24 protein-coding genes and 1 tRNA gene are annotated in these 26796 nt (G+C 62.7%); 20 read left to right on the forward strand and 5 right to left on the reverse strand.

Annotated elements, in window-relative coordinates:
• Positions 1-80: 80 nt before the first annotated feature.
• From DFK10_RS01030 to DFK10_RS01045, 4 genes are all read right to left on the reverse strand, one after another.
• Positions 81-653 carry a cob(I)yrinic acid a,c-diamide adenosyltransferase gene (locus DFK10_RS01030; RefSeq protein WP_109385678.1) on the reverse strand — a complete coding sequence of 191 codons (573 nt, stop codon included), beginning with the start codon at positions 651-653 and terminating at the stop codon, positions 81-83.
• Entirely contained in the window at positions 653-853 is a 201-nt protein-coding gene (locus tag DFK10_RS01035) for a twin transmembrane helix small protein (protein WP_109385680.1), read from the reverse strand. The genes DFK10_RS01030 and DFK10_RS01035 overlap by 1 nt, the downstream gene beginning before the upstream one ends.
• Before the next feature lie 61 nt (positions 854-914).
• On the reverse strand, positions 915-1748 hold the full coding sequence (locus DFK10_RS01040) for an SDR family NAD(P)-dependent oxidoreductase (protein WP_109385682.1): 834 nt from the start codon (positions 1746-1748) through the stop codon (positions 915-917).
• Between the two features lie 40 nt (positions 1749-1788).
• Complete coding sequence (locus tag DFK10_RS01045) at positions 1789-2307, reverse strand: SH3 domain-containing protein (RefSeq protein ID WP_217810025.1); 519 nt, start codon at positions 2305-2307, stop codon at positions 1789-1791.
• Between the two features lie 154 nt (positions 2308-2461).
• On the opposite strand from DFK10_RS01045, the gene DFK10_RS01050 reads away from it, so the two are divergent.
• The 4 genes from DFK10_RS01050 (at position 2462) to DFK10_RS01065 (ending at position 7500) form a co-directional block, all read left to right on the forward strand.
• The gene (locus DFK10_RS01050) at positions 2462-4915 is read left to right on the forward strand and encodes a DNA topoisomerase IV subunit A (protein ID WP_109386018.1); all 2454 of its coding nucleotides are present in this window, start codon (positions 2462-2464) and stop codon (positions 4913-4915) included.
• Between the two features lie 75 nt (positions 4916-4990).
• Positions 4991-5629 (forward strand): hypothetical protein, encoded by a 639-nt coding sequence (locus DFK10_RS01055; protein WP_109385686.1) that lies wholly within the window; start codon positions 4991-4993, stop codon positions 5627-5629.
• Positions 5630-5756: 127 nt separating this feature from the next.
• Complete coding sequence (gene tuf / locus DFK10_RS01060) at positions 5757-6932, forward strand: elongation factor Tu (protein ID WP_109385688.1); 1176 nt, start codon at positions 5757-5759, stop codon at positions 6930-6932.
• Between the two features lie 112 nt (positions 6933-7044).
• Positions 7045-7500, forward strand: a complete 456-nt coding sequence (locus DFK10_RS01065; protein WP_109385690.1) for a hypothetical protein — start codon at positions 7045-7047, stop codon at positions 7498-7500.
• Here DFK10_RS01065 and DFK10_RS01070 read toward each other — a convergent pair.
• Positions 7497-8177, reverse strand: coding sequence for a lysophospholipid acyltransferase family protein (locus DFK10_RS01070; protein WP_109385692.1), 681 nt, complete (start codon positions 8175-8177; stop codon positions 7497-7499). The genes DFK10_RS01065 and DFK10_RS01070 overlap by 4 nt on opposite strands.
• 110 nt (positions 8178-8287) lie before the next feature.
• Between DFK10_RS01070 and DFK10_RS01075 the strand changes: the two genes are divergently transcribed.
• From DFK10_RS01075 to rpsJ, 16 genes are all read left to right on the forward strand, one after another.
• A tRNA-Trp gene (locus DFK10_RS01075) sits at positions 8288-8363 on the forward strand.
• Between the two features lie 119 nt (positions 8364-8482).
• Positions 8483-8680, forward strand: a complete 198-nt coding sequence (gene secE, locus DFK10_RS01080; RefSeq protein WP_109385694.1) for a preprotein translocase subunit SecE — start codon at positions 8483-8485, stop codon at positions 8678-8680.
• A 191-nt stretch (positions 8681-8871) separates the two neighbouring features.
• Positions 8872-9405 carry a transcription termination/antitermination protein NusG gene (nusG, locus tag DFK10_RS01085; protein ID WP_109386020.1) on the forward strand — a complete coding sequence of 178 codons (534 nt, stop codon included), beginning with the start codon at positions 8872-8874 and terminating at the stop codon, positions 9403-9405.
• A gap of 108 nt (positions 9406-9513) precedes the next feature.
• A complete protein-coding gene (rplK, locus tag DFK10_RS01090) occupies positions 9514-9939 on the forward strand; it encodes a 50S ribosomal protein L11 (protein WP_109385696.1) in 426 nt (141 codons plus the stop codon).
• A gap of 1 nt (position 9940) precedes the next feature.
• Positions 9941-10642, forward strand: a complete 702-nt coding sequence (gene rplA / locus DFK10_RS01095; protein ID WP_109385698.1) for a 50S ribosomal protein L1 — start codon at positions 9941-9943, stop codon at positions 10640-10642.
• A gap of 243 nt (positions 10643-10885) precedes the next feature.
• Entirely contained in the window at positions 10886-11398 is a 513-nt protein-coding gene (gene rplJ, locus DFK10_RS01100) for a 50S ribosomal protein L10 (RefSeq protein WP_109385700.1), read from the forward strand.
• A 71-nt stretch (positions 11399-11469) separates the two neighbouring features.
• On the forward strand, positions 11470-11847 hold the full coding sequence (rplL, locus tag DFK10_RS01105) for a 50S ribosomal protein L7/L12 (RefSeq protein ID WP_109385702.1): 378 nt from the start codon (positions 11470-11472) through the stop codon (positions 11845-11847).
• A gap of 266 nt (positions 11848-12113) precedes the next feature.
• Complete coding sequence (gene rpoB / locus DFK10_RS01110) at positions 12114-16253, forward strand: DNA-directed RNA polymerase subunit beta (RefSeq protein ID WP_109385704.1); 4140 nt, start codon at positions 12114-12116, stop codon at positions 16251-16253.
• 56 nt (positions 16254-16309) lie between these two features.
• The gene (rpoC, locus tag DFK10_RS01115; protein ID WP_109385706.1) at positions 16310-20557 is read left to right on the forward strand and encodes a DNA-directed RNA polymerase subunit beta'; all 4248 of its coding nucleotides are present in this window, start codon (positions 16310-16312) and stop codon (positions 20555-20557) included.
• Positions 20558-20637: 80 nt separating this feature from the next.
• Complete coding sequence (locus DFK10_RS01120; RefSeq protein ID WP_109385708.1) at positions 20638-20925, forward strand: acylphosphatase; 288 nt, start codon at positions 20638-20640, stop codon at positions 20923-20925.
• 38 nt (positions 20926-20963) lie between these two features.
• Positions 20964-21863, forward strand: a complete 900-nt coding sequence (locus DFK10_RS01125; protein ID WP_109385710.1) for a DMT family transporter — start codon at positions 20964-20966, stop codon at positions 21861-21863.
• Between the two features lie 263 nt (positions 21864-22126).
• On the forward strand, positions 22127-22498 hold the full coding sequence (gene rpsL, locus DFK10_RS01130; protein ID WP_109385713.1) for a 30S ribosomal protein S12: 372 nt from the start codon (positions 22127-22129) through the stop codon (positions 22496-22498).
• A gap of 12 nt (positions 22499-22510) precedes the next feature.
• On the forward strand, positions 22511-22981 hold the full coding sequence (gene rpsG, locus DFK10_RS01135) for a 30S ribosomal protein S7 (protein WP_109385715.1): 471 nt from the start codon (positions 22511-22513) through the stop codon (positions 22979-22981).
• Between the two features lie 15 nt (positions 22982-22996).
• Complete coding sequence (fusA, locus tag DFK10_RS01140; protein WP_109385717.1) at positions 22997-25120, forward strand: elongation factor G; 2124 nt, start codon at positions 22997-22999, stop codon at positions 25118-25120.
• 54 nt (positions 25121-25174) lie between these two features.
• Positions 25175-26350: an elongation factor Tu gene (gene tuf / locus DFK10_RS01145; protein ID WP_109385688.1), complete on the forward strand. Its 1176-nt coding sequence runs from the start codon at positions 25175-25177 to the stop codon at positions 26348-26350.
• A 131-nt stretch (positions 26351-26481) separates the two neighbouring features.
• Positions 26482-26790 (forward strand): 30S ribosomal protein S10, encoded by a 309-nt coding sequence (gene rpsJ / locus DFK10_RS01150; protein WP_109386022.1) that lies wholly within the window; start codon positions 26482-26484, stop codon positions 26788-26790.
• Positions 26791-26796 lie beyond the last annotated feature (6 nt).

A 26796-nucleotide genomic window follows, 5' to 3' on the forward strand; every position in this document is an offset into this window, starting at 1 on the left:
TCGAAACCGGGCCGCCGAGCGCCGCTCGTTGCCGCCATGCCGGGCGGCAACATCGCCCCGCCCGCCGTCCCGTGCACGGATCAGCGGTTGGCGCCCGGCTGCCAGAGAACGTCGTCGTGGCCGTCGTTGTTCGCGATGCGTGCGGCTACGAAGAACCAGTCGCTGAGGCGGTTGAGGTATTTCACCGCCGCAGGGTTCACGGTTTCCATCGTCGCCAATTCCACCGCCAGCCGTTCGGCCCGGCGCGATACCGTGCGGCAGACATGAAGGTGGGCGGCCAGGGCGGAGCCTCCGGGCAGGATGAAGCTGCGCAGCGGCTGCAACTTGCCGTTCATCGTATCGATTTCGGCCTCCAGCCGGGTGACCTGGCTGTCCGACACCCGCAGGGGCGGGTATTCGGCTTCGGCGTCCTTTTCCATATCGGGACGGCACAGGTCGGCACCGAGGTCGAACAGGTCATTCTGAATCAGGCCAAGAAGCGCATCCAATTCGCCGTCGGCATGCTGGCGGGCCATGCCCACCGTGGCATTGGTTTCATCCACTGTCCCATAGGCGATGACGCGCATCGAATGCTTGGCCACGCGTGCCCCGTTTCCAAGGGCGGTTTCGCCCGCATCGCCGGTCTTGGTGTAGATCTTGTTGAGGACAACCATCATTCCGCTCCGTTCAGCAAAAGGGCACCGATCACGATAATGGCGACCGCAATGAATTGCGCGATGATCCGCAGCTGCATCACCTTGTTGGATTTCTTGGGATCGGCCCCGGTGCCGAACATGGCGACCCCTCGGATGAGGATCAGAGCCACCACCACGCAGGCGATGACGATCGCGACGATAAGAGGTTGGGCAGTCATGACCGGGCCTTTCTGTTTCTGGTTTCGTCGGACTTAGCAGCTATGGCGGCAAAGGAAAGGGTCAGCCCCTGGCGATCAGCCAGTCCAGCCCCCGCGTGGGCAGCAATCGGCGCGCCATTCCCATGAGATAGGTCGGCGTTGTGACATAGTAGCGCGGGCGCGGGCGCGGTGCCTCCAGCGCATGAACCAGCTTGCGCGTGACGGCTGAGGGCGGCAATTCGAAGGCGTCGGGTTTGTCCTTGTCGTGGTAGAGCCGCTTCAGAAGACCCGATTCATATTGGTCTTTTCGGGCCGATTCCTTCCAGTCGATCCAGGTTTCGAATGGGCGGCGCGAGTTTTCCCGGATACGGCTGGTGATCGGGCCGGGCTCGATCAGGATGACGTCGATCCCGGTGTCAGCCATTTCGAGGCGCAAGACATCCGTCAGCCCCTCCATCGCGTATTTCGTGGACACGTAGGCGCCGCGCCATTTCATCGGGATGAACCCGAGGATCGAGGAGCAATTGATGATCCGCCCGTGCCCCTGGGCACGCATCACCGGGATCACCTCGCGGGTCAGGTCATGGACGCCGAACAGGTTGGTTTCATAGATGGCGCGCAGGGCATCGCGCGGCACATCCTCGACCGCGCCCGGGATCGCATAGGCGCCATTGTTGAAGACCGCATCGAGCGTGCCGCCGGTGGCGTCCAGAACTTCGTCCAGCGCGGTGCGGATTGAAACCGGGTCCTCGTAATCGAGTCGCGGACTCTGCAGCCCCTCGGCCCGCAGTTTCTCGCAATCGTATTCCGCCCGGCAAGAGGCGAAGACCTGCCAGCCGCGCGCGTGCAATGTGCGGGCGGCATCTGCACCAATACCCGACGAACAGCCGGTGATCAGGATGGAACGCTGTGTCATGGCCCCGCTTTTGTCCGTAACCGGCGCCGGGGACAAGGGCTCAGCTCGGGTCGGTCAGCAGACGGACGGCCATCCAGCCGCGCTGGCCAGTCTGAACCACCTCGAGCCGGGCCCAGCCCTGCAAGACCTCGCGCACCTCGACCTCGGTGCCGCGGGGCAGGGTGGCGACGACGCCGTGCGTCGTGCCGGGGCCGAGTCGCATGTTCACGAAACTGCCGGCAACCGTGCGCAGGTCGGGCGGTGGTGTGGGCGCCGGGGCGGGCTCCTGTCGATCCGCGTTGTCCTGCGGCCACGATGCGACGTCGAGAGCGGCGGCGGGCTGCGGTTGTTGCGCGGCATAAGCGGCCGGCGTCACGGAGGGCGCGGCGTCGCCGTCGGAGGGGGCGATCGCCGAAAGAGCCGACGTATCGGCACGGGTCGTGATCACCGACGGTTCCGCCTCTTCGGTAGGTGCTTCGGCCTTGGCGTCGCGCTCTTGCGGTTGGAAATCAGCTCCGCCGGAGATTTCATAATAGGCCCAGCCCATGAAGGCGAAGGACAGCCAGACATAGGTTTTCATACCTGATCCCCCCAGAGATCTCTGGATACGCAAACAACGCCAGTACCATAGCGCGGGTTCCGAAATCCGGCGAGTCATCATTGCGGGGAATTTCGCCGCGCCGAATGCGCAATTGGCGATTTACGGCGCGCGCGGGCTTGGCTACACAGCATTTATGTCCGACGAGACGACAGACCCCAACATGGACCTCATGGAACTGGCCGAGCCGCTGCGCCGTGCCATTGGCGAACGCTATCTGACCTATGCGTTGTCGACCATCATGCACCGGGCCCTGCCCGATGCACGTGACGGGTTGAAGCCGGTTCACCGGCGAATCCTCTTTGCCATGCGGGAACTGAAGCTGTCGGCCACCGGCGGGTTCCGCAAATCCGCGAAGATCAGCGGCGACGTGATGGGCAACTACCACCCACATGGGGACGCGGCGATCTATGATGCCATGGCGCGCCTGGCGCAGGATTTCGCGGTGCGCTATCCGCTCGTCGACGGGCAGGGCAATTTCGGCAATATCGACGGCGATAACCCCGCCGCCAGCCGCTACACCGAGGCGCGGATGACCAAGGCCGCCGAAGCCCTTCTGGAAGGGCTGTCGGAAAACGCGGTCGATTTCCGGGAAAATTATGACGGCACCCTGCGCGAACCTGTGGTGCTGCCCGCGGCGTTTCCCAATCTGCTGGCCAATGGCGCCAGTGGCATTGCCGTGGGGATGGCGACGAATATTCCGCCGCACAACCTCGACGAGGTCATCGCGGCCTGCCTGCACCTGATCAAGACCCCGGATGCCCGCGACGACACGCTGCTCAACTATATCAAGGGGCCGGATTTCCCCACCGGCGGCGTCATCGTCGAACCGCCGGAAAGCATGGCCGAGACCTACCGCACCGGCAAGGGCGGGTTCCGCCTTAGGGCGCGCTGGGAGATCGAGGAACTTGGTCGCGGCCAGTGGCAGATTGTTGTCACAGAGATCCCCTACCAGGTTCAGAAATCCAAGCTGATCGAGAAACTGGCCGAGTTGATCCAGACCAAGAAGGTGCCGATCCTGGCCGATGTGCGCGACGAAAGCGCCGACGATATCCGGATCGTTCTGGAACCGCGCTCGAAGAATGTCGAAGCCGAGGTTCTGATGGGCATGCTGTTCCGCAACTCCGACCTGGAAACGCGGTTCAGCCTGAACATGAACGTGCTGATCGACGGGCTGACGCCGAAGGTCTGCAGCCTCAAGGAGGTTCTGCGCGCCTTTCTCGATCATCGGCGCGAGGTGCTCTTGCGGCGCAGCCAGTATCGGCTGGACAAGATCGACAACCGGCTCGAGGTCCTGTCAGGCCTGATCACCGCCTTCCTCAACCTTGACCGTGTGATCGACATCATCCGCTATGACGACGATCCCAAGGCGGCGCTGATGTACGAAGACTGGAGCCGCCCGCATCAGGACACGATCCGGCGGGCCACATCCGAGGCGGACTATGTCTCTCCGCTTATCGGCGTCGATGTGGCCAGCCTGTCCCTGATCGTGGACGAGGCCGCCATCGCTCCCGGTTTTGCCGACGGTGAAAGCGAGCGCAAGGTGCCCTCAAGCTATGCGGGCCGCGAAAACGGCCTGTCGGACGTGCAGGCCGAGGCGATCCTGAACATGCGTCTGCGCAGTCTGCGGCGGCTTGAGGAAGAGGCCCTGATCCGCGAGCGCGACGAGTTGATGATTGAGCGCGCGGAAATCGAGGACCTGCTGGACGATGAAAGCCTGCAATGGGATCGCATCGGCGAACAGCTCAAGGAGGTCCGCAGGGAATTCGGCGCCAAGTCCGAGGGCGGCGCAAGACGCACCGGTTTTGCCGAGGCAGGGGAAGTCGAGGATGTGCCGCTGGAGGCCATGATCGACCGCGAGCCCATCACCGTTGTCTGTTCCCAGATGGGCTGGATTCGCGCACTTTCGGGTCACATCGACCTGAACCGCGAGTTGAAATTCAAGGATGGCGACGGGCCGCGCTTCATCTTTCATGCGGAAACCACCGACCGTCTGCTCGTCTTCGGCAGCAACGGGCGGTTCTATACCCTGTCGGCGGCCAATCTGCCCGGCGGGCGCGGCATGGGTGAACCTGTGCGGCTGATGGTGGACCTGCCCAACGAATGCAGCATCGTCGACCTGATCGTGCATCGCCCCGGCGAAAAACTGCTGGTTGCCTCCAGTGCCGGAGACGGGTTCGTCGTGCCTGAAAACGACGTGGTGGCCCAGACCCGGGCGGGCAAACAGGTGCTGAACGTCAAGGAAGATGTTGTCGCTGCCGCCGTGCGGCGCGTCGCAGGGGACCATGTGGCGATCGTGTCGGAGAACCGGAAGTTCCTTGTCTTTCCGCTGGCCGAAATACCCGAGATGGGCCGGGGCAAGGGCGTCAGGCTTCAGAAATACAAGCAGGCGCGCGGCCGGCAGGGTGTGCTGGAACTCGATGGCGGCCTTGCCGACATCACCACATTCGCCTGGGAAGACGGGCTCAGCTGGACCATGGGCGGGGGCAATACCCGCACCGAGCGTGACCTGGGGCCGTGGCTCGGCAAACGGGCCGGCGTCGGCAAGCAACCGCCGCATGGCTTTCCCCGCGACAACCGTTTCCGCTGACAGATCGCGCGCCGATTGCGTGACCGGCCCGGCTGAGCTAGTCATGTCGGGTAGATGACGCGAGGGGGATTTGCGATGCGTTTGGTGATCGGCCTGTTCGGCCTGCTGGTTCTGACCGCCTGTGGCGGGGTTCGTGACGACCTGACTGTCTCACCCGAACCGATTGGTCAGTTCCGCCTGGGCCACAACATCGCCGTGACGCCCGATCCCGAACGCGGGCCGTTTTCTCGCAAGGCAACCGCCGAGGAATGGAATGCCGCGATGCGTCAGGCCGTAGCGGACCGGTTCAACGAAACCCGCTTCCCGGGCGATGCCTACTACCATATTGGCGTGGCCATCGAAGGCTACGTGTTGGCCGCGCCCGGAATTCCCCTGGTATATTCGCCGAAATCGGTCCTGATCATCACCGTGAACTTCTTCGAGGACGCGACCCAGACCAAGTTGAACGAAGAACCGATCCAGCTGACCGTGTTCGAACCGTGCTGTTCGATCCCGTTCCTCGGGTCGGGCCTGTCGAAGTCCCGCGAGGAACAGCTCGAAGGGCTGGCGTTCAACGCGGCCCGCGCCATCGAGCGGACCATGCGAGAAAACGCGGAGTGGTTCGGCGGGACGCCTGAAGTCCTGCCCGAGGACGAAACCATCGTCGAGGGCAACGTTCTGGTCGATGATCCCGACGCGATCCTGCCCGATCAAAGCCCGCCAGCGACCAATTGATCGGGCTTCGGCGCGGCGCAAGTCGCGCTTGATTTTCCCCGGTGAAGGAAATAAACGGCCCGCGATGTAAACCCGGGCCGCTGATGCATTCTGCCAAGGCCCCCGAAACGACAAGGCGCCGCGCACCATGGCAAAGGAAAAGTTTGATCGTTCTAAAGAGCACGTGAACATCGGCACGATTGGTCACGTTGACCACGGCAAGACGACGTTGACGGCCGCGATTACGAAGTATTTCGGCGATTTTCAGGCGTATGACCAGATTGACGGTGCGCCGGAAGAGAAGGCCCGCGGGATCACGATCTCGACGGCTCACGTTGAGTACGAGACCGAGAACCGCCACTACGCGCACGTGGACTGCCCGGGCCACGCCGACTACGTGAAGAACATGATCACGGGTGCGGCCCAGATGGACGGTGGCATCCTGGTTGTGAACGCGGCTGACGGCCCGATGCCGCAGACGCGCGAGCACATCCTGCTGGCCCGCCAGGTCGGCGTGCCTGCGCTGGTGGTATTCCTCAACAAGGTCGACCAGGTCGACGACGAGGAGCTTCTGGAACTGGTCGAGATGGAAGTGCGCGAACTTCTGTCCGAGTACGACTTCCCGGGCGACGATATCCCGATCATCGCCGGCTCGGCGCTGGCTGCGATGGAAGGCCGTGACCCGGAAATCGGCGAGAACAAGATCCGCGAACTGATGGCGGCCGTTGACGAATACATCCCGGCCCCCGAGCGTGCGATCGACCAGCCGTTCCTGATGCCGATCGAGGACGTGTTCTCGATCTCGGGCCGCGGCACGGTTGTGACCGGCCGTGTCGAGCGTGGCGTGATCAACGTTGGCGACGAGATCGAGATCGTCGGCATCCGCGACACCAAGAAGACGACCTGCACGGGCGTCGAGATGTTCCGCAAGCTGCTGGACCGCGGCGAAGCGGGCGACAACATCGGCGCGCTGCTGCGTGGTGTTGACCGTGACGGTGTCGAGCGCGGCCAGGTGCTGTGCAAGCCGGGCTCCGTGACCCCGCACACCAAGTTCGAGGCCGAGGTCTACATCCTGACCAAGGAAGAGGGCGGCCGTCACACGCCGTTCTTCGCGAACTACCGCCCGCAGTTCTACTTCCGGACGACGGACGTGACCGGCACGGTTGAGCTTCCCAGCGGCACCGAGATGGTGATGCCGGGCGACAACCTGAAGTTCACCGCCGAACTGATCGCGCCGATCGCCATGGAAGAAGGCCTCCGCTTCGCCATCCGCGAAGGCGGCCGCACCGTCGGCTCCGGCGTCGTCTCCAAGATCATCGACTGATCAAGGCGATATCGACGAAATTGGAAAGGGCCGCCTTCGGGTGGCCCTTTTCCTTTTCCTGCGTCGCGGGGGTTGGTAGGGTCGCGGCGACCCGAAGGTTGCGAGGTGCGATATGGTCGAAGGACTTCTGCCCGTTTTGGTGCTTCTGGTCGTCCTGGTTGTCATCGGGCGGGCGATCCGCCGGGCAGTGAACGCGGGCCAGCGCCCTGCGACGGCGCCCGTCACGCCATCGGCGCCCCCGTTTGAAACAATGGAAAAACCGACCCCGCGCGGGGAAGTTTCCGCCTCGAACGACGCGGCTGGCCCTTGGGGCGCGCCGCTCGAACCCGTGTTCGAGGACACTCCGGTCTCGGACCCCGCTATTCCCGATATTCAGCTGCCCGATGGCGATTTCGCCGACCGGGTCGGGGACACAGGAATGGTCGAGACCAAGCCGCAAACCCCGGCCGAGGCCACCACCGGCCAGCCGTTCCGCTTCAAGACCCCGGACGAGATCATCAAGGCCGCTTTCGGCCGTGTGACCGAGATCGAAAGGCGCGACGGGCCGGCCTCTGGTTCGGGGCGCTAGGGGTCCAGCGGACGGTCGGCGGCCGCGACGGTCTCATCGAGAAAGTCACTGAGCGAGCGGCGCAGCCGATCCAGTTCGTCGGGCTCCGGGCGGCGTGCCGGGGTCTCCGGCCAGCGGCGGAACACGTAACGGCCCCGGCCGAACAGGCGTGGCAGGATCATGCTGTCCCAAGTGCCGAGCTTGCGCTGCCGGCTGTGAGAAAAGGCATAGGAATAGACCGGGCATCCCATTGCACGCGCCCAGTCCAGCGCGGAGTCCTTGAGGACGAAGGCCGGCCCCAACGGGCCGTCGCCGGTGATGCCTACGCTGATGCCCGACCGGACCCGGCGCAGCACTTCCCGCGAGGCGGCGACATTGGACGCATCGCCCGCCATCTTCATGGCTTGCAGGCCGAACTGCCTTTGCATGGCCCCCGAGACCCGCCCGATGGGCGAGGCATCGTAGAGGCTGGACAGCGGGCCTTCCTTAACGGGCCAGTGCAGCGGACCCATCAAAAGGCGCTGGTGCCAGACGATCAGCAGGACAGGCCCCTGCGCCAGGTCACGGCGTAGCTCGTCCAGTCCTTCGACCTGCCACCGCGTTGTGCGGTTGACCAGCCGCAGGTAACTGCCGACGCAGAACGCCAGAAGTTCGGCCAGTGCCCGGGAGTTTTCGAGGCGTTGGCGCAGTCGTTTCATCGGATGATCACCCAAGGCGGTTTTCGCCTACATGCGATATTTTCACGCCCGAAGACAAGCCGCCCCTTGATCCCCGTCTCGTGTCGGGATAAGTGCAATCCCGGCTCTTTAGGGGTATAGCTCAGCTGGTAGAGCGACGGTCTCCAAAACCGTAGGTCGCGGGTTCGAACCCTGCTGCCCCTGCCAACACTCACCCCCGCATCGGACAGACGCCACGCTTGCGGAATGCCGGCGCGCACCGATAGCGGGTTGAAAAGCCGACCGGGGCGACGTATCTGGGCCGGGTTCGTAGAAGAGGTCTATCCATGGCACGCACAAATCCTGTCCAGTTCATGCAGCAGGTTCGCGCAGAGGTTTCCAAGGTCGTCTGGCCGACCCGCCGCGAGGTGGTGATGACCACGATCATGGTGTTCCTGCTTGCGGCATTCATGGCGGCGTTCTTCTCGATCATCGACCTGTTCATCCGGATGGGACTCGAAGGGGTGCTGAGCGTCTTCGGCTAGGCCCGCGGGAAAAGGCTGTTTACCCCCTTGAAATCAAAGGGTCATGGCGGTATTTGCAGCGGACTTTCCGGATGGGCGTGCGGCGAATCAAGTTGCGCGCCGCTTTTCTTTTTCGGAGACAGCGCGTCAAGCGGCTGGAATAATTGGAAACTTTTGGCTTTCGGGCCTGTGGCGGCGAGGTGTCGGAGAACATGGCGAAACGTTGGTATTCGGTTAGCGTTCTCTCGAATTTCGAGAAAAAGATCGCCGAGCAAATCCGCACCAAGGTCGCCGAGCAGGGGCTGGAGGACCAGATCGACGAGGTTCTCGTTCCGACCGAAGAGGTGATCGAGGTGCGTCGCGGCAAGAAGGTGACGGCCGAGCGCCGCTTCATGCCGGGCTATGTTCTCGTGCACATGGAGATGTCCGACGAGGGCTATCACCTGATCAACGGCATCAATCGCGTGACCGGGTTCCTCGGGCCGCAGGGCCGTCCGATGCCGATGCGCGATGCCGAGGTTCAGGCGATCCTGGGCCGCGTCGCCGAGGGCGAAGAGGCGCCGCGCACGCTGATCTCGTTCGAGATCGGCGAGAAGGTCAAGGTCAACGACGGTCCCTTCGAGGACTTCGATGGCATGATCGAGGAAGTGGATGACGAGAACCAGCGCCTGAAGGTGTCGGTCTCGATCTTCGGCCGGGAAACCCCGGTCGAGCTGGAATTCACTCAGGTCACGAAACAGGCCTGAGTGTGAACTTCGTGGGAGCTGCGGCGCACGCGTGTGACCGGGCTGACCACGACGACGAAGACGGGGCGGAACGCGTTTCGCCCTGAGTTGAAAAAAAGGAGAGGCCAAATGGCCAAGAAACTTGCTGGCACGATGAAGCTGCAGATCCCTGCAGGTCAAGCCAACCCCTCGCCGCCCGTGGGCCCCGCCCTGGGTCAGCGCGGCATCAACATCATGGAATTCTGCAAGGCGTTCAACGCCAAGACGCAGGAGATGGAGCCGGGTGCGCCGTGCCCGACCATCATCACCTACTACCAGGACAAGTCCTTCTCGATGGACATCAAGACGCCGCCGGCGTCCTACTACCTCAAGAAGGCCGCCAAGCTGAAGTCCGGCGCCAAGACCCCGTCGCGCGAAACCGTCGGCACTGTCACCAAGAAGCAGGTGCAGGAGATCGCCGAGGCCAAGATGAAGGACCTCAGCGCCAACGACATGGAAAGCGCCATGAAGATCATTCTGGGTTCGGCCCGGTCCATGGGCATCGAGGTGAAGTAAGATGGCAAAATTCGGAAAACGCACCCGCGCCGCCCGTGAAGCCTTTGCCGGCAAGGAAAACGTCTCGGTCTCCGAAGCCGTTTCGCTGGTCAAGGACAACGCCAAGGCCAAGTTCGACGAAACCGTCGAGATCGCCGTTTGCCTGGGCGTCGACCCGCGCCACGCCGACCAGATGGTCCGCGGCAAGGTCAGCCTGCCCAACGGCACCGGCAAAGAGGTCCGCGTGGCTGTCTTCGCCCGTGGCGACAAGGCCGAGGAAGCCAAGGCCGCCGGGGCCGATATCGTCGGCGCCGAGGACCTGATGGAAACCGTTCAGGGCGGCACGATCGACTTCGATCGCTGCATCGCCACCCCCGACATGATGCCGATCGTCGGCCGTCTGGGCAAGGTTCTGGGCCCTCGTAACCTGATGCCGAACCCCAAGGTCGGCACCGTGACCATGGACGTCAAAGAAGCCGTCGAAGCCGCCAAGGGCGGTGAGGTTCAGTTCAAGGTCGAGAAGGCCGGTGTGGTCCATGCCGGGATCGGCAAGGCCAGCTTTGACGCAAAGCAGCTTGAAGAAAACCTGCTGGCTTTCGTGGATGCCGTCCAGAAGGCCAAGCCGGCCGGCGCCAAGGGTGCCTACATGAAGAAAATCGCGCTGAGCTCGACCATGGGCCCGGGCGTGAGCGTCGCCGTGGACAGTGCCACCGGCAACGCCTGAGAAATTCCGCGTCCCTCGGGGCGCTGAATGGCGGGGCCAGACCATCGGCCCCGTCCTGTCCGAGACGGAGGGTTGGATTTCGATCCTGTAATTCCTTCCTGAGATGGGGAACGAGACGAGATTTCCGTTCGGGTCGGCTTCGACCCTCGGGCGATCAAGGCCTCGGGACCCTCACGGACCCGAACGGTGGCAACAGCCGCCAAACATGAGCCGGGGAGAAATCCCCATACTTGGAGTGAAACTGTGGATAGAGCCCAGAAAGAGAAAGTGGTCGAGGAACTCGGCCAGATCTTCGAAAGCTCTGGCGTCGTGGTGGTTGCCCACTACGAAGGCATGACAGTTGCTGAGATGCAGGACCTGCGCGCCCAGATGCGTGAAGCGGGCGGGTTCGTGCGCGTTGCCAAGAACAGGCTCGCCAAGATCGCCCTTGAGGGGAAGCCGTGCGAAAGCATCGGTGACCTGCTGACGGGCATGACCGTGCTTTCCTATTCTGAAGATCCCGTGGCTGCGGCCAAGGTTGTTCAGAACTACGCCAAGGACAATGACAAGCTTGTCATCCTCGGCGGTGCAATGGGGGACACGGCACTGGACACCGCCGGTGTCGAACGTGTGGCCAAGATGCCGTCCCGCGAGGAGCTTATCGCCTCCATCGCCGGCTGCATTGGCGCACCCGCTTCGAACATCGCCGGGGCCATTGGCGCACCTGCTTCGAACATCGCGGGCGTTCTCTCGACCATCGAAGAGAAAGCTGCCTGAGCAACTTGAATACCTTCGTGGGGTGAAGGCCCCGACGTTGGAACACAACTGAAAAGAACGGAAACAGTAAAATGGCTGATCTGAAGAAACTTGCTGAAGAGATCGTGGGTCTGACCCTTCTCGAAGCCCAGGAACTGAAAGAAATCCTGAAAGACGAATACGGCATCGAGCCCGCTGCTGGCGGCGCTGTCATGATGGCCGGTCCTGCCGGTGGCGACGCTGGCGGTGCTGCCGAAGAGCAGACCGAATTCGACGTCGTTCTGAAGAACGCCGGCGCGTCCAAGATCAACGTGATCAAGGAAGTCCGCGGCATTACCGGTCTTGGCCTGAAAGAAGCCAAGGAGCTGGTCGAAGGCGGCGGCAAGATCAAGGAAGGTGTCGACAAGGCTGAAGCCGAAGACATCAAGGGCAAGCTGGAAGCAGCTGGCGCCGAGGTCGAGCTGGCCTAAGCCACGCATCCTGCGGGCGGATCGGGTTTCCGGAAACTCCGATGCCGTCGCGACAATATTGGCTGGATCCGCTGAAAATGCGGGTCCAGCCGAACCCGTCTTAAAGGCCGCATTCGCGGATGCGTCCTTTTGGATTGGTTCAAAGGTCGGGAGGCCCCCGGTGGGACGGGCGCCAGGAATTGACCGAAACGATCCGCTCTCACGCGGGGTCCGGCCGTCGCCCAACGGCTAGGACCACCGGCAGAGACTGAAAGGTGACAAAGCACATGGCTCAATCGTTCCTCGGCCAGAAACGCTTGCGCAAGTACTACGGCAAGATCCGTGAAGTTCTTGAAATGCCGAACCTCATCGAGGTTCAGAAATCCAGCTACGACCTGTTCCTCGATTCCGGCGATGGACCCGAGCCGATGGACGGCGAAGGCATCAAGGGTGTCTTCCAGTCGGTCTTCCCGATCAAGGATTTCAACGAGACCTCCGTTCTGGAGTTCGTGAAATACGAGCTGGAAAAACCGAAATACGACGTCGAGGAATGCCAGCAGCGCGATATGACCTATTCCGCGCCGCTGAAGGTCACGCTGCGGCTGATCGTTTTCGACGTGGACGAGGACACCGGTGCCAAGTCCGTCAAGGACATCAAGGAACAGGATGTTTTCATGGGCGACATGCCCCTGATGACGCCCAACGGCACCTTCATCGTCAACGGCACCGAGCGAGTCATCGTTTCCCAGATGCACCGCTCGCCCGGCGTCTTCTTCGACCACGACAAGGGCAAGACCCACAGCTCGGGCAAGCTGCTCTTCGCCTGTCGCATCATTCCCTATCGCGGCTCGTGGCTTGATTTCGAATTCGACGCCAAGGACCTTGTCTATGCGCGGATCGACCGCCGCCGCAAACTGCCGGTGACGACCCTGCTTTACGCGTTGGGCCTGGACCAGGAAGGCATCATGGATGCCTATTACAACACGGTCGACTACGCCTACGACAAGAAGAAGAAAGCATGGAAGACCAAGTTCTTCCCCGAGCGCGTGCGCGGCACCCGCCCGGCCTTCGACCTTGTCGATGCGAAGACCGGTGAAGTGATCGCCGAGGCCGGCAAGAAGGTCACCCCGCGCGCGGTCAAGAAACTGATCGACGAAGGCACGGTCACCGACCTGCTCGTGCCGTTCGAGAACATCGTCGGCAAGTTCGTTGCCAAGGATATCATCAACGAGGAAAACGGCGCCATCTATGTCGAGGCTGGCGACGAGCTGACCCTCGAAATGGACAAGGACGGCGAAGTGATCGGTGGCAGCCTCAAAGAGCTGCTGGATGCCGGTGTCACCTCGATCCCGGTTCTGGACATCGACAACATCAATGTCGGTCCCTACATGCGCAACACCATGGCGCAGGACAAGAACATGGGCCGCGAAAGCGCGCTTATGGACATCTATCGGGTCATGCGTCCGGGCGAGCCACCCACCGTGGACGCCGCCAGCGCCCTGTTCGATACCCTGTTCTTCGACAGCGAGCGTTATGACCTGTCCGCCGTCGGTCGGGTCAAGATGAACATGCGCCTGGCGCTGGATGCGGAAGATACCCAGCGTACCCTGCGCAAGGAAGACATCGTCGCCTGTATCAAGGCGCTGGTCGACCTGCGTGACGGGCGCGGCGATATCGACGATATCGACCACCTGGGCAACCGCCGGGTGCGCTCGGTCGGCGAGCTGATGGAAAACCAGTATCGCGTCGGCCTGCTGCGCATGGAGCGCGCGATCAAGGAACGCATGTCCTCGGTCGAGATCGACACGGTGATGCCGCAGGACCTGATCAACGCCAAGCCGGCAGCCGCCGCCGTGCGCGAATTCTTCGGTTCCTCGCAGCTGTCGCAGTTCATGGACCAGACCAACCCGCTGTCCGAAGTGACGCACAAGCGTCGCCTGTCGGCGCTTGGGCCGGGCGGCCTGACGCGTGAGCGCGCCGGCTTCGAGGTGCGCGACGTGCACCCGACTCACTATGGCCGGATGTGCCCGATTGAGACGCCGGAAGGTCCGAACATCGGTCTGATCAACTCTCTGGCCACCTTCGCACGGGTGAACAAGTACGGCTTCATCGAAACCCCGTATCGGGTGGTCAAGGATGGCCAAGTGACGGACGAAGTTCACTATATGTCCGCCACCGAGGAAATGCGCCACACCGTGGCACAGGCCAACGCCAACCTCGACGGTGACATGAAATTCGTCAACGATCTCGTGTCGACCCGTCAGAACGGCGAATACACGCTGGCCCCGAACGAGAATGTCGACCTGATCGACGTCTCGCCCAAGCAGCTGGTGTCGGTCGCAGCCTCGCTGATCCCGTTCCTCGAAAACGACGACGCCAACCGCGCCCTCATGGGTTCGAACATGCAGCGTCAGGCGGTCCCGCTTCTGCAGGCCGAGGCGCCGCTGGTCGGCACCGGCATCGAGGAAAAGGTCGCCATCGACTCCGGCGCCGCCATCCAGGCCAAGCGCGCCGGCATCATCGACCAGGTCGATGCGCAGCGGATCGTTATCCGTGCCACCGAGGATCTCGAGGTCGGTGACCCCGGCGTCGACATCTACCGGATGCGCAAGTTCCAGCGGTCGAACCAGAACACCTGCATCAACCAGCGTCCGCTGGTGAAAGTGGGCGACCTCGTCGGCAAAGGCGAAGTGATTGCCGACGGCCCCTCCACCGATATCGGTGAACTGGCGTTGGGCAAGAACGTCGTCGTCGCCTTCATGCCGTGGAACGGCTACAACTACGAGGACTCGATCCTGATCTCGGAGCGCATCGTCAAGGACGACGTGTTCACCAGCGTTCACATCGAAGAATTCGAGGTTGCCGCCCGCGACACCAAGCTGGGGCCGGAAGAGATCACCCGCGACATCCCCAATGTCGGCGAGGAAGCCCTGCGCAACCTCGACGAGGCGGGCATCGTCTATATCGGTGCCGAAGTGGGGCCGGGCGATATCCTCGTGGGCAAGATCACCCCGAAGGGCGAGAGCCCGATGACGCCGGAAGAAAAGCTCCTGCGCGCCATCTTCGGTGAAAAGGCGTCCGATGTGCGGGATACCTCGCTGCGCCTGCCACCGGGTGACTTCGGCACGATTGTCGAAGTGCGCGTCTTCAACCGTCACGGTGTAGAAAAAGACGAGCGTGCGTTGCAGATCGAACGGGAAGAGGTCGAGCGCCTGGCCCGTGACCGTGACGACGAGATGGCGATCCTTGATCGCAACATCTATGCCCGTCTGAACTCGATGCTGGTCGGCAAGACCGTCGCCAAGGGGCCGAAAGGCATCAAGGCGGGCACCGAGATCACTGCCGAGCTTCTGGAAGAAATGCCGCGCAGCCACTGGTGGCAGCTGGCCCTTAAGGAAGAGGCCGACGCCCAGGTCGTCGAAGCGCTGAACGAACAGTATGAGGCGCAGAAGCGCCAGCTGGACGCACGGTTCGAGGACAAGGTCGAGAAGGTCCGCCGCGGCGACGACCTGCCGCCCGGCGTCATGAAGATGGTCAAGGTCTTCGTTGCCGTGAAGCGCAAGCTTCAGCCCGGCGACAAGATGGCTGGTCGTCACGGCAACAAGGGTGTCATCTCCAAGGTGGTCCCGGTCGAGGATATGCCGTTCCTTCAGGACGGCACCCCGGTCGATTTCGTCCTCAACCCGCTGGGCGTGCCCAGCCGCATGAATGTCGGGCAGATCCTAGAAACCCATATGGGCTGGGCCGCGCGTGGTCTGGGCAACCAGATCGACGACGCCTTGGGCGAATACCGCCGTTCCGGCGACCTGACCCCGGTGCGTGACGCCATGAAGATCGCCTATGGCGACGAGGTGTATGCCGAGGGCATCGAAGGCATGGACGAAAAGCACCTGCTGGAAGCCGCCGGTAACGTCACCCGCGGTGTGCCGATTGCGACCCCGGTCTTCGACGGTGCGAAAGAGGACGATGTGAACGACGCGCTCAAGCGCGCCGGCTTCAACGAGTCCGGTCAGTCGGTGCTGTATGATGGCCGCACGGGCGAGCAGTTCGCGCGCCCGGTCACGGTGGGCATCAAGTACCTGCTGAAGCTGCACCACCTGGTCGACGACAAGATTCACGCCCGTTCTACCGGCCCCTACAGCCTCGTCACCCAGCAGCCGCTGGGCGGTAAGGCCCAGTTCGGCGGCCAGCGTTTCGGCGAGATGGAGGTCTGGGCCCTGGAAGCTTACGGCGCCGCCTACACCTTGCAGGAAATGCTGACGGTGAAGTCGGATGACGTGGCGGGCCGGACCAAGGTCTATGAATCGATCGTCAAGGGCGAGGACAATTTCGAGGCCGGCGTGCCCGAGAGCTTCAACGTGCTCGTGAAAGAAGTCCGCGGCCTCGGCCTCAACATGGAACTCCTGGATTCGGAGGAGGACGAGTAAGGCGCCCCGCGCCTTGCTTTCCTTCCCCTTCTCCGACCTGACCGAAAGGTAAAGACATGAACCAGGAACTGACCAACAACCCGTTCAACCCGAACGCCCCGGCCAAGATCTTCGACGAGATCAAGGTCTCTCTCGCCTCGCCCGAGCGGATCCTTTCGTGGTCCTTCGGCGAGATCAAGAAGCCGGAAACCATCAACTACCGTACGTTCAAGCCCGAACGTGACGGCCTGTTCTGCGCCCGTATCTTTGGCCCGATCAAGGATTACGAATGCCTGTGCGGCAAGTACAAGCGGATGAAGTATCGCGGCGTCGTCTGCGAGAAATGCGGTGTGGAAGTCACGCTGCAAAAGGTCCGCCGCGAGCGTATGGGCCATATCGAACTGGCCGCCCCCGTCGCGCATATCTGGTTCCTCAAGTCGCTGCCCAGCCGCATCGGCCTCATGCTGGACATGACCCTGCGCGACCTGGAGCGCGTTCTCTATTTCGAGAACTACGTGGTGATCGAACCGGGCCTGACCGACCTGCAATACGGCCAGCTGATGACCGAGGATGAATTCCTCGACGCGCAGGACGCCTATGGCATGGATGCCTTCACCGCCAATATCGGCGCCGAGGCCATCCGCGAGATGCTGGCCGCGATCGACCTCGAAGCCGAGGCCGAGCAGCTGCGCGAGGACCTCAAGGAGGCCACCGGCGAACTGAAGCCCAAGAAGATCATCAAGCGCCTCAAGGTTGTCGAGAGCTTCGTCGAATCCGGCAATCGCCCGGAATGGATGATCATGACCGTCGTGCCGGTGATTCCGCCGGAACTGCGCCCGCTGGTGCCGCTGGACGGGGGCCGTTTCGCGACCTCCGACCTGAACGACCTCTATCGCCGGGTGATCAACCGCAACAACCGTCTGAAGCGCCTGATCGAACTGCGTGCGCCCGATATCATCGTCCGCAACGAGAAGCGGATGCTTCAGGAATCCGTTGACGCGCTGTTCGATAACGGCCGCCGTGGCCGCGTCATCACCGGCGCCAACAAGCGCCCGCTGAAGTCGCTGTCCGACATGCTCAAGGGTAAGCAGGGTCGCTTCCGCCAGAACCTTCTGGGTAAGCGGGTCGACTTCTCGGGCCGTTCGGTCATCGTGACCGGCCCGGAACTCAAGCTGCACCAGTGCGGTCTGCCCAAGAAGATGGCGCTCGAACTGTTCAAGCCCTTCATCTACTCGCGGCTGGAGGCCAAAGGCCTCAGCAGCACCGTGAAGCAGGCGAAGAAGCTGGTGGAAAAGGAACGCCCCGAGGTCTGGGATATCCTCGACGAGGTGATCCGCGAACACCCGGTTCTGCTGAACCGTGCGCCGACGCTGCACCGCCTGGGCATCCAGGCTTTTGAGCCGGTGCTGATCGAAGGCAAGGCGATCCAGCTGCACCCGCTCGTCTGTTCGGCCTTCAACGCCGACTTCGACGGCGACCAGATGGCCGTGCACGTCCCGCTGAGCCTTGAGGCGCAGCTGGAAGCACGCGTGCTGATGATGTCGACCAACAACGTTCTGTCGCCCGCCAACGGCGCGCCGATCATCGTGCCTTCGCAGGACATGATCCTTGGTCTCTACTACACGACCATCGAACGGGCCGGTATGAAGGGCGAAGGCATGGTCTTCGGCTCGGTCGAGGAAGTTGAGCACGCCCTGGCAGAAGGCGAAGTGCACATGCACGCCAAGATCCAGGCACGCCTCAAGCAGATAGACGACGAGGGCAACGAAGTCCTGAAGCGCTACGAGACAACCCCGGGCCGCGTGCGGCTGGGTGCGCTTCTGCCGCTCAATGCCAAGGCCCCGTTCGAGCTGGTCAACCGCCTGCTGCGCAAGAAAGAGGTGCAGCAGGTCATCGACACCGTCTACCGTTACTGCGGTCAGAAGGAATCCGTGATCTTCTGCGACCAGATCATGACCATGGGCTTCCGCGAAGCCTTCCGTGCCGGCATTTCCTTCGGCAAGGACGACATGGTGATCCCCGACACCAAGTGGGAACTGGTCGATGAGACCCGCGGCCAGGTCAAGGATTTCGAACAGCAATACATGGATGGCCTGATCACCCAGGGCGAGAAGTACAACAAGGTTGTCGATGCCTGGTCGAAGGCCAACGACCGCGTCACCGAGGCGATGATGTCGACGATTTCGGCAGAGCGGACCGACGAGAACGGTGCCGTGATGGAGCCGAACTCGGTTTACATGATGGCCCACTCCGGTGCGCGTGGCTCGGTCACCCAGATGAAGCAGCTGGGCGGGATGCGTGGCCTGATGGCCAAGCCTTCGGGCGAGATCATCGAAACGCCGATCATCTCGAACTTCAAGGAAGGCCTGACCGTGCTGGAGTACTTCAACTCCACCCACGGCGCCCGTAAGGGTCTGTCGGACACCGCGCTCAAGACGGCGAACTCGGGCTACCTGACCCGTCGCCTCGTGGACGTGGCGCAGGACTGCATCGTTCGAGAGAAGGATTGCGGCACCGAGCGCGCGATCACCGCGGAACCGGCGATCAACGACGGTGAAATCGTCTCGTCCATGAGCGAGCGTATCCTGGGCCGTGTGGCGGCCGAGGACGTGACCGTTCCGGGTGGTGACGAAGTGCTGGTCAAGACCGGTGAACTGATCGACGAACGCATGGCCGACGCGATCGAAAGCGCCGGCATCGTCAAGATGAAGATCCGCAGCCCGCTGACCTGCGAGGCCGAGGACGGCGTCTGCGCCCAGTGCTACGGCCGGGACCTGGCCCGCGGCACGCAGGTGAATATCGGCGAAGCCGTCGGCATCATCGCGGCCCAGTCGATCGGCGAACCGGGCACGCAGCTGACGATGCGGACCTTCCACATCGGCGGCGTGGCCCAGGGTGGCCAGCAGTCGTTCCTGGAAACCTCGATGGCCGGCAAGGTCGAGTTCCGCGATGCGCAGATCCTCGAAAACGCCAACGGCGAACAGATCTCGATGGGCCGCAACATGGCCATCGTCCTGCTCGACGAAAACGGCGAAGAGCGGACCTCGCACAAGGTCGGCTACGGCTCCAAGGTGTTCGTCAAGGATGGCGAACAGGTCGAGCGCGGCGCCAAGCTGTTCGAATGGGACCCCTACACCCTGCCGATCATTGCCGAGAAGCCGGGTACCGCCAAATTCGTGGACCTGGTCAACGGTGTCGCCGTGCGCGAGGAAACCGACGATGCCACCGGCATGACCCAGAAAATCGTGGCCGACTGGCGCGCCGCGCCCAAGGGCAACGAGCTCAAGCCCGAGATCCTGGTCGTCGGCGAAGATGGCGAACCGGTCCGCAACGATGCGGGTAACCCGGTGACCTACCCGATGTCGGTGGACGCGATCCTGTCGGTCGAGGACGGGCAGAAGATCGAAGCCGGTGATGTCGTCGCACGTATCCCGCGCGAAGGCGCCAAGACCAAGGACATCACCGGTGGTCTGCCGCGTGTCGCCGAACTGTTCGAAGCCCGCCGTCCGAAGGACCACGCCATCATCGCCGAGATCGATGGCTATGTCCGCTTCGGCAAGGACTACAAGAACAAGCGCCGCATCGCGATCGAACCCGCCGATGAGTCGATGGAAAAGGTCGAGTACATGGTGCCCAAGGGCAAGCACATTCCGGTTCAGGAAGGTGACTTCGTCCAGAAGGGCGACTACATCATGGACGGCAACCCGGCACCGCATGACATCCTGTCGATCCTTGGGGTCGAGGCCCTGGCCGATTACATGATCGACGAGGTGCAGGACGTCTACCGCTTGCAGGGTGTGAAGATCAACGACAAGCACATCGAGGTGATCGTTCGCCAGATGCTTCAGAAGTGGGAGATCCTCGACAGCGGGGATACGACACTGCTGAAGGGCGAACATGTGGACAAGCAGGAATTCGAGGCCGCCAACGAGAAGGCGATTTCGAAGGGCGGTCGTCCGGCCACGGGCGAACCGATCCTGCTGGGCATTACCAAGGCGTCGCTGCAGACCCGTAGCTTCATCTCGGCCGCCTCCTTCCAGGAAACCACGCGCGTGCTGACCGAGGCTTCGGTGCAGGGCAAGCGCGACAAGCTGGTCGGCCTGAAGGAGAACGTCATCGTTGGCCGCCTGATCCCGGCGGGCACGGGTGGTGCTTCGCAGCGGGTGCAGCGGATCGCGCAGGAACGCGACAATGTCGTGATCGAAGCGCGCCGCGAAGAAGCCGAGGCCGCTGCGGCCCTGGCTGCGCCCGAAGGCGACGACGTGATCGGAGGGGATGAGTTCGACACCTTGGTCGATGACACCCCCGAAAGCCGCGAAGAGTAATCTCGGCAAGAAACGGATCGAAAAGGCCCCGCTGCGCGCGGGGCCTTTTTGCATTTCGGGAGGTGCGTTATCCTTCCCCCATGTCAGCCAATGAACCGATCAGGGCCGTCAAGGTTTCGGTCACCGGGCGCGTGCAGGGGGTCTGGTTCCGCGACTGGACCCGGCAGGAGGCCAACCGCTATGGCCTGTCGGGCTGGGTGCGCAATGAACCGGACCGCAGCGTCAGCGCGGTGCTGGAAGGGCCGCCCGAAAAGGTCGAAATCCTGCTGCGTGCCCTGTGGTCGGGGCCTGACCTGGCCGAAGTGCGCGACGTTGCCGCCCGCGATATTCCGGCCGAGGGTCATAGCGTGTTCCGCATTCTGCACTAGCGCTGGTGCCCGCCGCGCAGCCGTGGCAAAGCAATCCCATGGGTTTGACGGACAACATGCGTGGCGCGCTTTGGATGGCGTTGTCGATGACCAGTTTCGTGGTGAACGATACGTTCATGCGGCTGGCGTCGGACGCGGTGCCATTCTACCAGGCGATCTTTCTGCGGGGGCTGATGATCAGCATCGGCCTTGCAGCCATCGCCTGGTCGCGTGGGCATCTGCGCTACCGTCCGGCGCAACGGGACTGGGGCCTGATCGGGCTGCGCACCCTGGCGGAAGTCATCGGAACCCTGCTGTTCCTGACGGCGCTTTTGCATATGGCCTTCGCCAACCTGTCCGCGATTTTGCAGGCATTGCCGCTGACGGTCTCCTTAGGGGCCGCGCTGGTGTTTCGTGAGCCGCTGGGTTGGCGGCGCCTGACGGCGATCCTGGTAGGGTTCGTCGGTGTGCTGCTTATCGTCCAACCGGGCACCGAGGCCTTCAACCTCTACGCGGTCCTTGGGGTTGCGACCGTTCTCGTCGTGACCGTCCGGGACCTGTCCGCACGCCGCCTCTCGCGGGACGTGCCCTCGGGCATCGTCGCCCTTGCGGCCGCCCTGGGCGGCACGGCCATGGGGGCGATCGGTGTCGCGGCGACGGGCGAGTGGGCGGCGCTTGCCCCGGTGTCCTGGATCTTCCTCGGATTGGCGGCCCTCTGCCTGATGGCCGGATACACGGCCTCGGTTTCAGCCATGCGATCGGGCGAAATCGGCTTCGTCGCGCCGTTTCGCTATACCTCTCTCCTGGTGGCATTGGTCATCGGGCTTGCGGTTTTCGACGAATGGCCCAACACGCTCGCACTGACAGGGGCCGTTCTGGTGGTCGGCACGGGCCTTTTCACGCTCTATCGAGAACGCGAATTGACGCGCCGCACCACATTGGGGCTGCGGATTCGCTAGGGCTGTTGACAGCCCTGCCGACTCTGCCTATAGACCGGCGCACTTGGCTGGGGCTTTGCGCCTCGCACCTGAGTATCAAAATTCCAGTGGTCAAGATCCGGCCTATTGTTGGCCCGATCCTCTGAATAACCCACCGCACCGTTCCTCCGGTAAGGGAACGACTGCGGGCTTGTCGTGCTTTGTGGACGCATGAGGCGCGGAAATCGAAAACCGCGGACCATCAGGTTCGCTACACATGTGTAGGAAGTGGGGAACAAAGCCCAATGCCAACGATCCAGCAGCTGATCCGGAAGCCCCGGCAGCCCAAAGTCAAACGTTCGAAGTCTCTTCACCTTGAAGGCAACCCGCAGAAGCGCGGCGTCTGCACGCGCGTCTATACCACGACGCCGAAGAAGCCGAACTCGGCCATGCGTAAGGTTGCCAAGGTGCGCCTGACCAACGGCTACGAGGTGATCAGCTACATTCCCGGCGAAAGCCACAACCTTCAGGAACACTCCGTCGTCCTGATCCGTGGCGGCCGTGTGAAAGACCTTCCCGGTGTGCGCTACCACATCCTGCGTGGTGTGCTCGACACCCAGGGCGTCAAGGACCGGAAGCAGCGCCGTTCCAAGTACGGCGCCAAGCGTCCTAAGTAAGAGGAAGAACAGATGTCTCGTCGTCACGCCGCAGAGAAGCGCGAAGTCCTGCCCGACGCCAAATATGGCGACCGGGTTCTCACCAAGTTCATGAACAACCTGATGTACCACGGCAAGAAATCCGCCGCGGAACGCATCGTCTACGGCGCCTTCGATCGCGTCGAGGACAAGCTGAAGAAGGCCCCCGTGGAAGTGTTCCACGAGGCGCTGGACAACATCAAGCCGGCCGTCGAGGTCCGTTCGCGCCGCGTTGGTGGTGCCACCTACCAGGTGCCCGTCGAAGTGCGCCCCGAGCGCCGCGAGGCCTTGGCGATCCGCTGGCTGATCACCGCCGCCCGTTCGCGCAACGAGAACACCATGGAAGAGCGCCTGGCCGGTGAGCTTCTGGACGCCGTCAACGGCCGCGGCACCGCGGTCAAGAAGCGCGAAGACACCCACAAGATGGCCGACGCCAACAAGGCGTTCAGCCACTACCGCTGGTAACAGGATACCATAGACATGGCACGCGACTATCCCCTCGAAAGATACCGTAACTTCGGGATCATGGCCCATATCGACGCAGGCAAGACCACCTGCTCGGAGCGGATCCTGTTCTACACCGGCAAGTCCCATAACATCGGCGAAGTCCATGACGGCGCCGCCACCATGGACTGGATGGAGCAGGAGCAGGAGCGTGGCATCACGATCACCTCGGCTGCGACCACCACCTTCTGGCAGTGGCAGGAAGACCCGACCGCCGAAGGCACCTACGACACCAAGTACCGGATGAACATCATCGACACGCCCGGCCACGTGGACTTCACCATCGAGGTGGAACGCTCGCTGGCCGTGCTTGACGGTGCCGTTGCCGTGCTGGACGCCAATGCCGGTGTCGAGCCCCAGACCGAAACCGTCTGGCGCCAGGCCGACCGCTACAAGGTTCCGCGGATCGTCTTCGTCAACAAGATGGACAAGATCGGCGCCGACTTCTTCAACTGCGTGAAGATGATCGAAGAGCGCACCGGTGCGATCCCCGCTCCGATCCAGTTCCCCATCGGCGCCGAGAACGAGCTGGAAGGCATCGTCGACCTGGTGACCATGGAAGAATGGACCTGGAAGGGCGAAGACCTGGGTGCATCCTGGACCCGTCAGCCGATCCGCGACAGCCTCAAGGAGCTGGCCGAGGAATGGCGCGGCAAGCTGATCGAGAACGCCGTCGAAATGGACGACGACGCCATGATGGCCTATCTCGAAGGCGAAGAGCCCGACATCCCGACTCTGCGCAAGCTGATCCGCAAGGGCACGCTGGAACTCAAGTTCGTTCCGGTCCTGGGTGGCTCTGCCTTCAAGAACAAGGGTGTCCAGCCGCTGTTGAACGCCGTTGTCGACTACCTGCCCAGCCCGCTGGACGTGGTCGATTACATGGGCTTCGCGCCGGATGACGAAACCGAGACCCGCAACATCCCGCGTCGTGCCGATGACGACATGCCGTTCGCCGGCCTCGCCTTCAAGATCATGAACGACCCCTTCGTCGGTTCGCTGACCTTCACCCGCATCTATTCGGGCGTCCTGAACAAGGGCGACAGCATCCTGAACTCGACCAAGGGCAAGAAAGAGCGCATCGGTCGTATGATGATGATGCACTCGAACGATCGCGAAGAGATCGAAGAGGCATTCGCCGGTGACATCATCGCGCTGGCCGGTCTGAAGGACACGACCACCGGGGACACGCTGTGCGACGCCAAGGCGCCCGTGGTTCTGGAAACCATGACCTTCCCCGATCCGGTGATCGAGATCGCCGTGGAGCCCAAGACCAAGGGCGACCAGGAGAAGATGTCGCAGGGTCTGGCCCGTCTGGCCGCCGAGGACCCGTCCTTCCGCGTGGAAACCGACCTGGAATCGGGTCAGACCATCATGAAGGGCATGGGCGAACTCCACCTCGACATCCTCGTCGACCGCCTGAAGCGCGAATTCAAGGTCGAAGCCAATATCGGTGCGCCGCAGGTGGCCTATCGCGAGACCATCGGTCACGAGGTCGAGCACACCTACACCCACAAGAAGCAGTCGGGTGGCTCCGGTCAGTTCGCCGAGGTCAAGCTGATCATCTCGCCGACCGAACCGGGCGAAGGCTACTCCTTCGAATCCCGCATCGTCGGTGGCTCCGTGCCCAAGGAATACATTCCGGGCGTGGAGAAGGGCATCGAGTCGGTCATGGAATCGGGCCCGCTGGCCGGCTTCCCGGTGATCGATTTCAAGGTGGCCCTGATCGACGGTAAGTTCCACGACGTGGACTCCAGCGTCCTGGCCTTCGAAATCGCCGCCCGCATGGCGATGCGTGAAGGTCTGCGCAAGGCTGGCGCCAAGCTGCTCGAACCGATGATGAAGGTCGAGGTGATCACCCCGGAGGAATATACCGGCGGCATCATCGGCGACCTGACCTCGCGTCGGGGGCAGGTGTCGGGTCAGGAACCCCGCGGCAACGCCATCGCCATCGCGGCGGACGTTCCGCTGGCCAACATGTTCGGCTACATCAACACGCTGCGTTCCATGTCTTCGGGCCGTGCGCAGTTCACCATGCAGTTCTCGCACTACGATCCGGTGCCGCAGAACATCAGCGACGAAATCCAGGCGAAATACGCCTGATCAGGGTAAATCGGCGGGCCGCCCGGCCCGCCGCGACAGTCAAAGGAGGCCACCATGGCAAAGGAAAAGTTTGATCGTTCTAAAGAGCACGTGAACATCGGCACGATTGGTCACGTTGACCACGGCAAGACGACGTTGACGGCCGCGATTACGAAGTATTTCGGCGATTTTCAGGCGTATGACCAGATTGACGGTGCGCCGGAAGAGAAGGCCCGCGGGATCACGATCTCGACGGCTCACGTTGAGTACGAGACCGAGAACCGCCACTACGCGCACGTGGACTGCCCGGGCCACGCCGACTACGTGAAGAACATGATCACGGGTGCGGCCCAGATGGACGGTGGCATCCTGGTTGTGAACGCGGCTGACGGCCCGATGCCGCAGACGCGCGAGCACATCCTGCTGGCCCGCCAGGTCGGCGTGCCTGCGCTGGTGGTATTCCTCAACAAGGTCGACCAGGTCGACGACGAGGAGCTTCTGGAACTGGTCGAGATGGAAGTGCGCGAACTTCTGTCCGAGTACGACTTCCCGGGCGACGATATCCCGATCATCGCCGGCTCGGCGCTGGCTGCGATGGAAGGCCGTGACCCGGAAATCGGCGAGAACAAGATCCGCGAACTGATGGCGGCCGTTGACGAATACATCCCGGCCCCCGAGCGTGCGATCGACCAGCCGTTCCTGATGCCGATCGAGGACGTGTTCTCGATCTCGGGCCGCGGCACGGTTGTGACCGGCCGTGTCGAGCGTGGCGTGATCAACGTTGGCGACGAGATCGAGATCGTCGGCATCCGCGACACCAAGAAGACGACCTGCACGGGCGTCGAGATGTTCCGCAAGCTGCTGGACCGCGGCGAAGCGGGCGACAACATCGGCGCGCTGCTGCGTGGTGTTGACCGTGACGGTGTCGAGCGCGGCCAGGTGCTGTGCAAGCCGGGCTCCGTGACCCCGCACACCAAGTTCGAGGCCGAGGTCTACATCCTGACCAAGGAAGAGGGCGGCCGTCACACGCCGTTCTTCGCGAACTACCGCCCGCAGTTCTACTTCCGGACGACGGACGTGACCGGCACGGTTGAGCTTCCCAGCGGCACCGAGATGGTGATGCCGGGCGACAACCTGAAGTTCACCGCCGAACTGATCGCGCCGATCGCCATGGAAGAAGGCCTCCGCTTCGCCATCCGCGAAGGCGGCCGCACCGTCGGCTCCGGCGTCGTCTCCAAGATCATCGACTGATCAAGGCGGACGTTTGACCAACGGGGTGGGCCGCAATGCCCACCCCCCTGCAATTCAGGGTTCGACGTGGGGGCGCAATCCCGTGAGCTCCACCTCTCAATCCTCAGCCTAAGAGGGCGCGAAAAATGGCAATCGCTAGCCAAAATATCCGCATCCGGCTCAAGGCCTTCGATTACCGCGTGCTGGACGCCAGCACCCAGGAAATCGTCAACACGGCCAAGCGCACCGGTGCGTCGGTTCGGGGTCCGATCCCGCTTCCGAACAAGATCGAGAAGTTCACCGTTCTGCGTGGACCTCACGTTGACAAGAAATCCCGCGACCAGTTCGAGATCCGCACGCATAAGCGTCTGCTCGACATCGTGGACCCGACCCCGCAGACCGTGGACGCGCTGATGAAGCTCGACCTCGCGGCCGGCGTGGATGTCGAGATCAAGGTTTAAGGGGGG

Source organism: Salibaculum griseiflavum (assembly GCF_003129565.1).
In the GTDB taxonomy this organism is placed as follows: domain Bacteria; phylum Pseudomonadota; class Alphaproteobacteria; order Rhodobacterales; family Rhodobacteraceae; genus Salibaculum; species Salibaculum griseiflavum.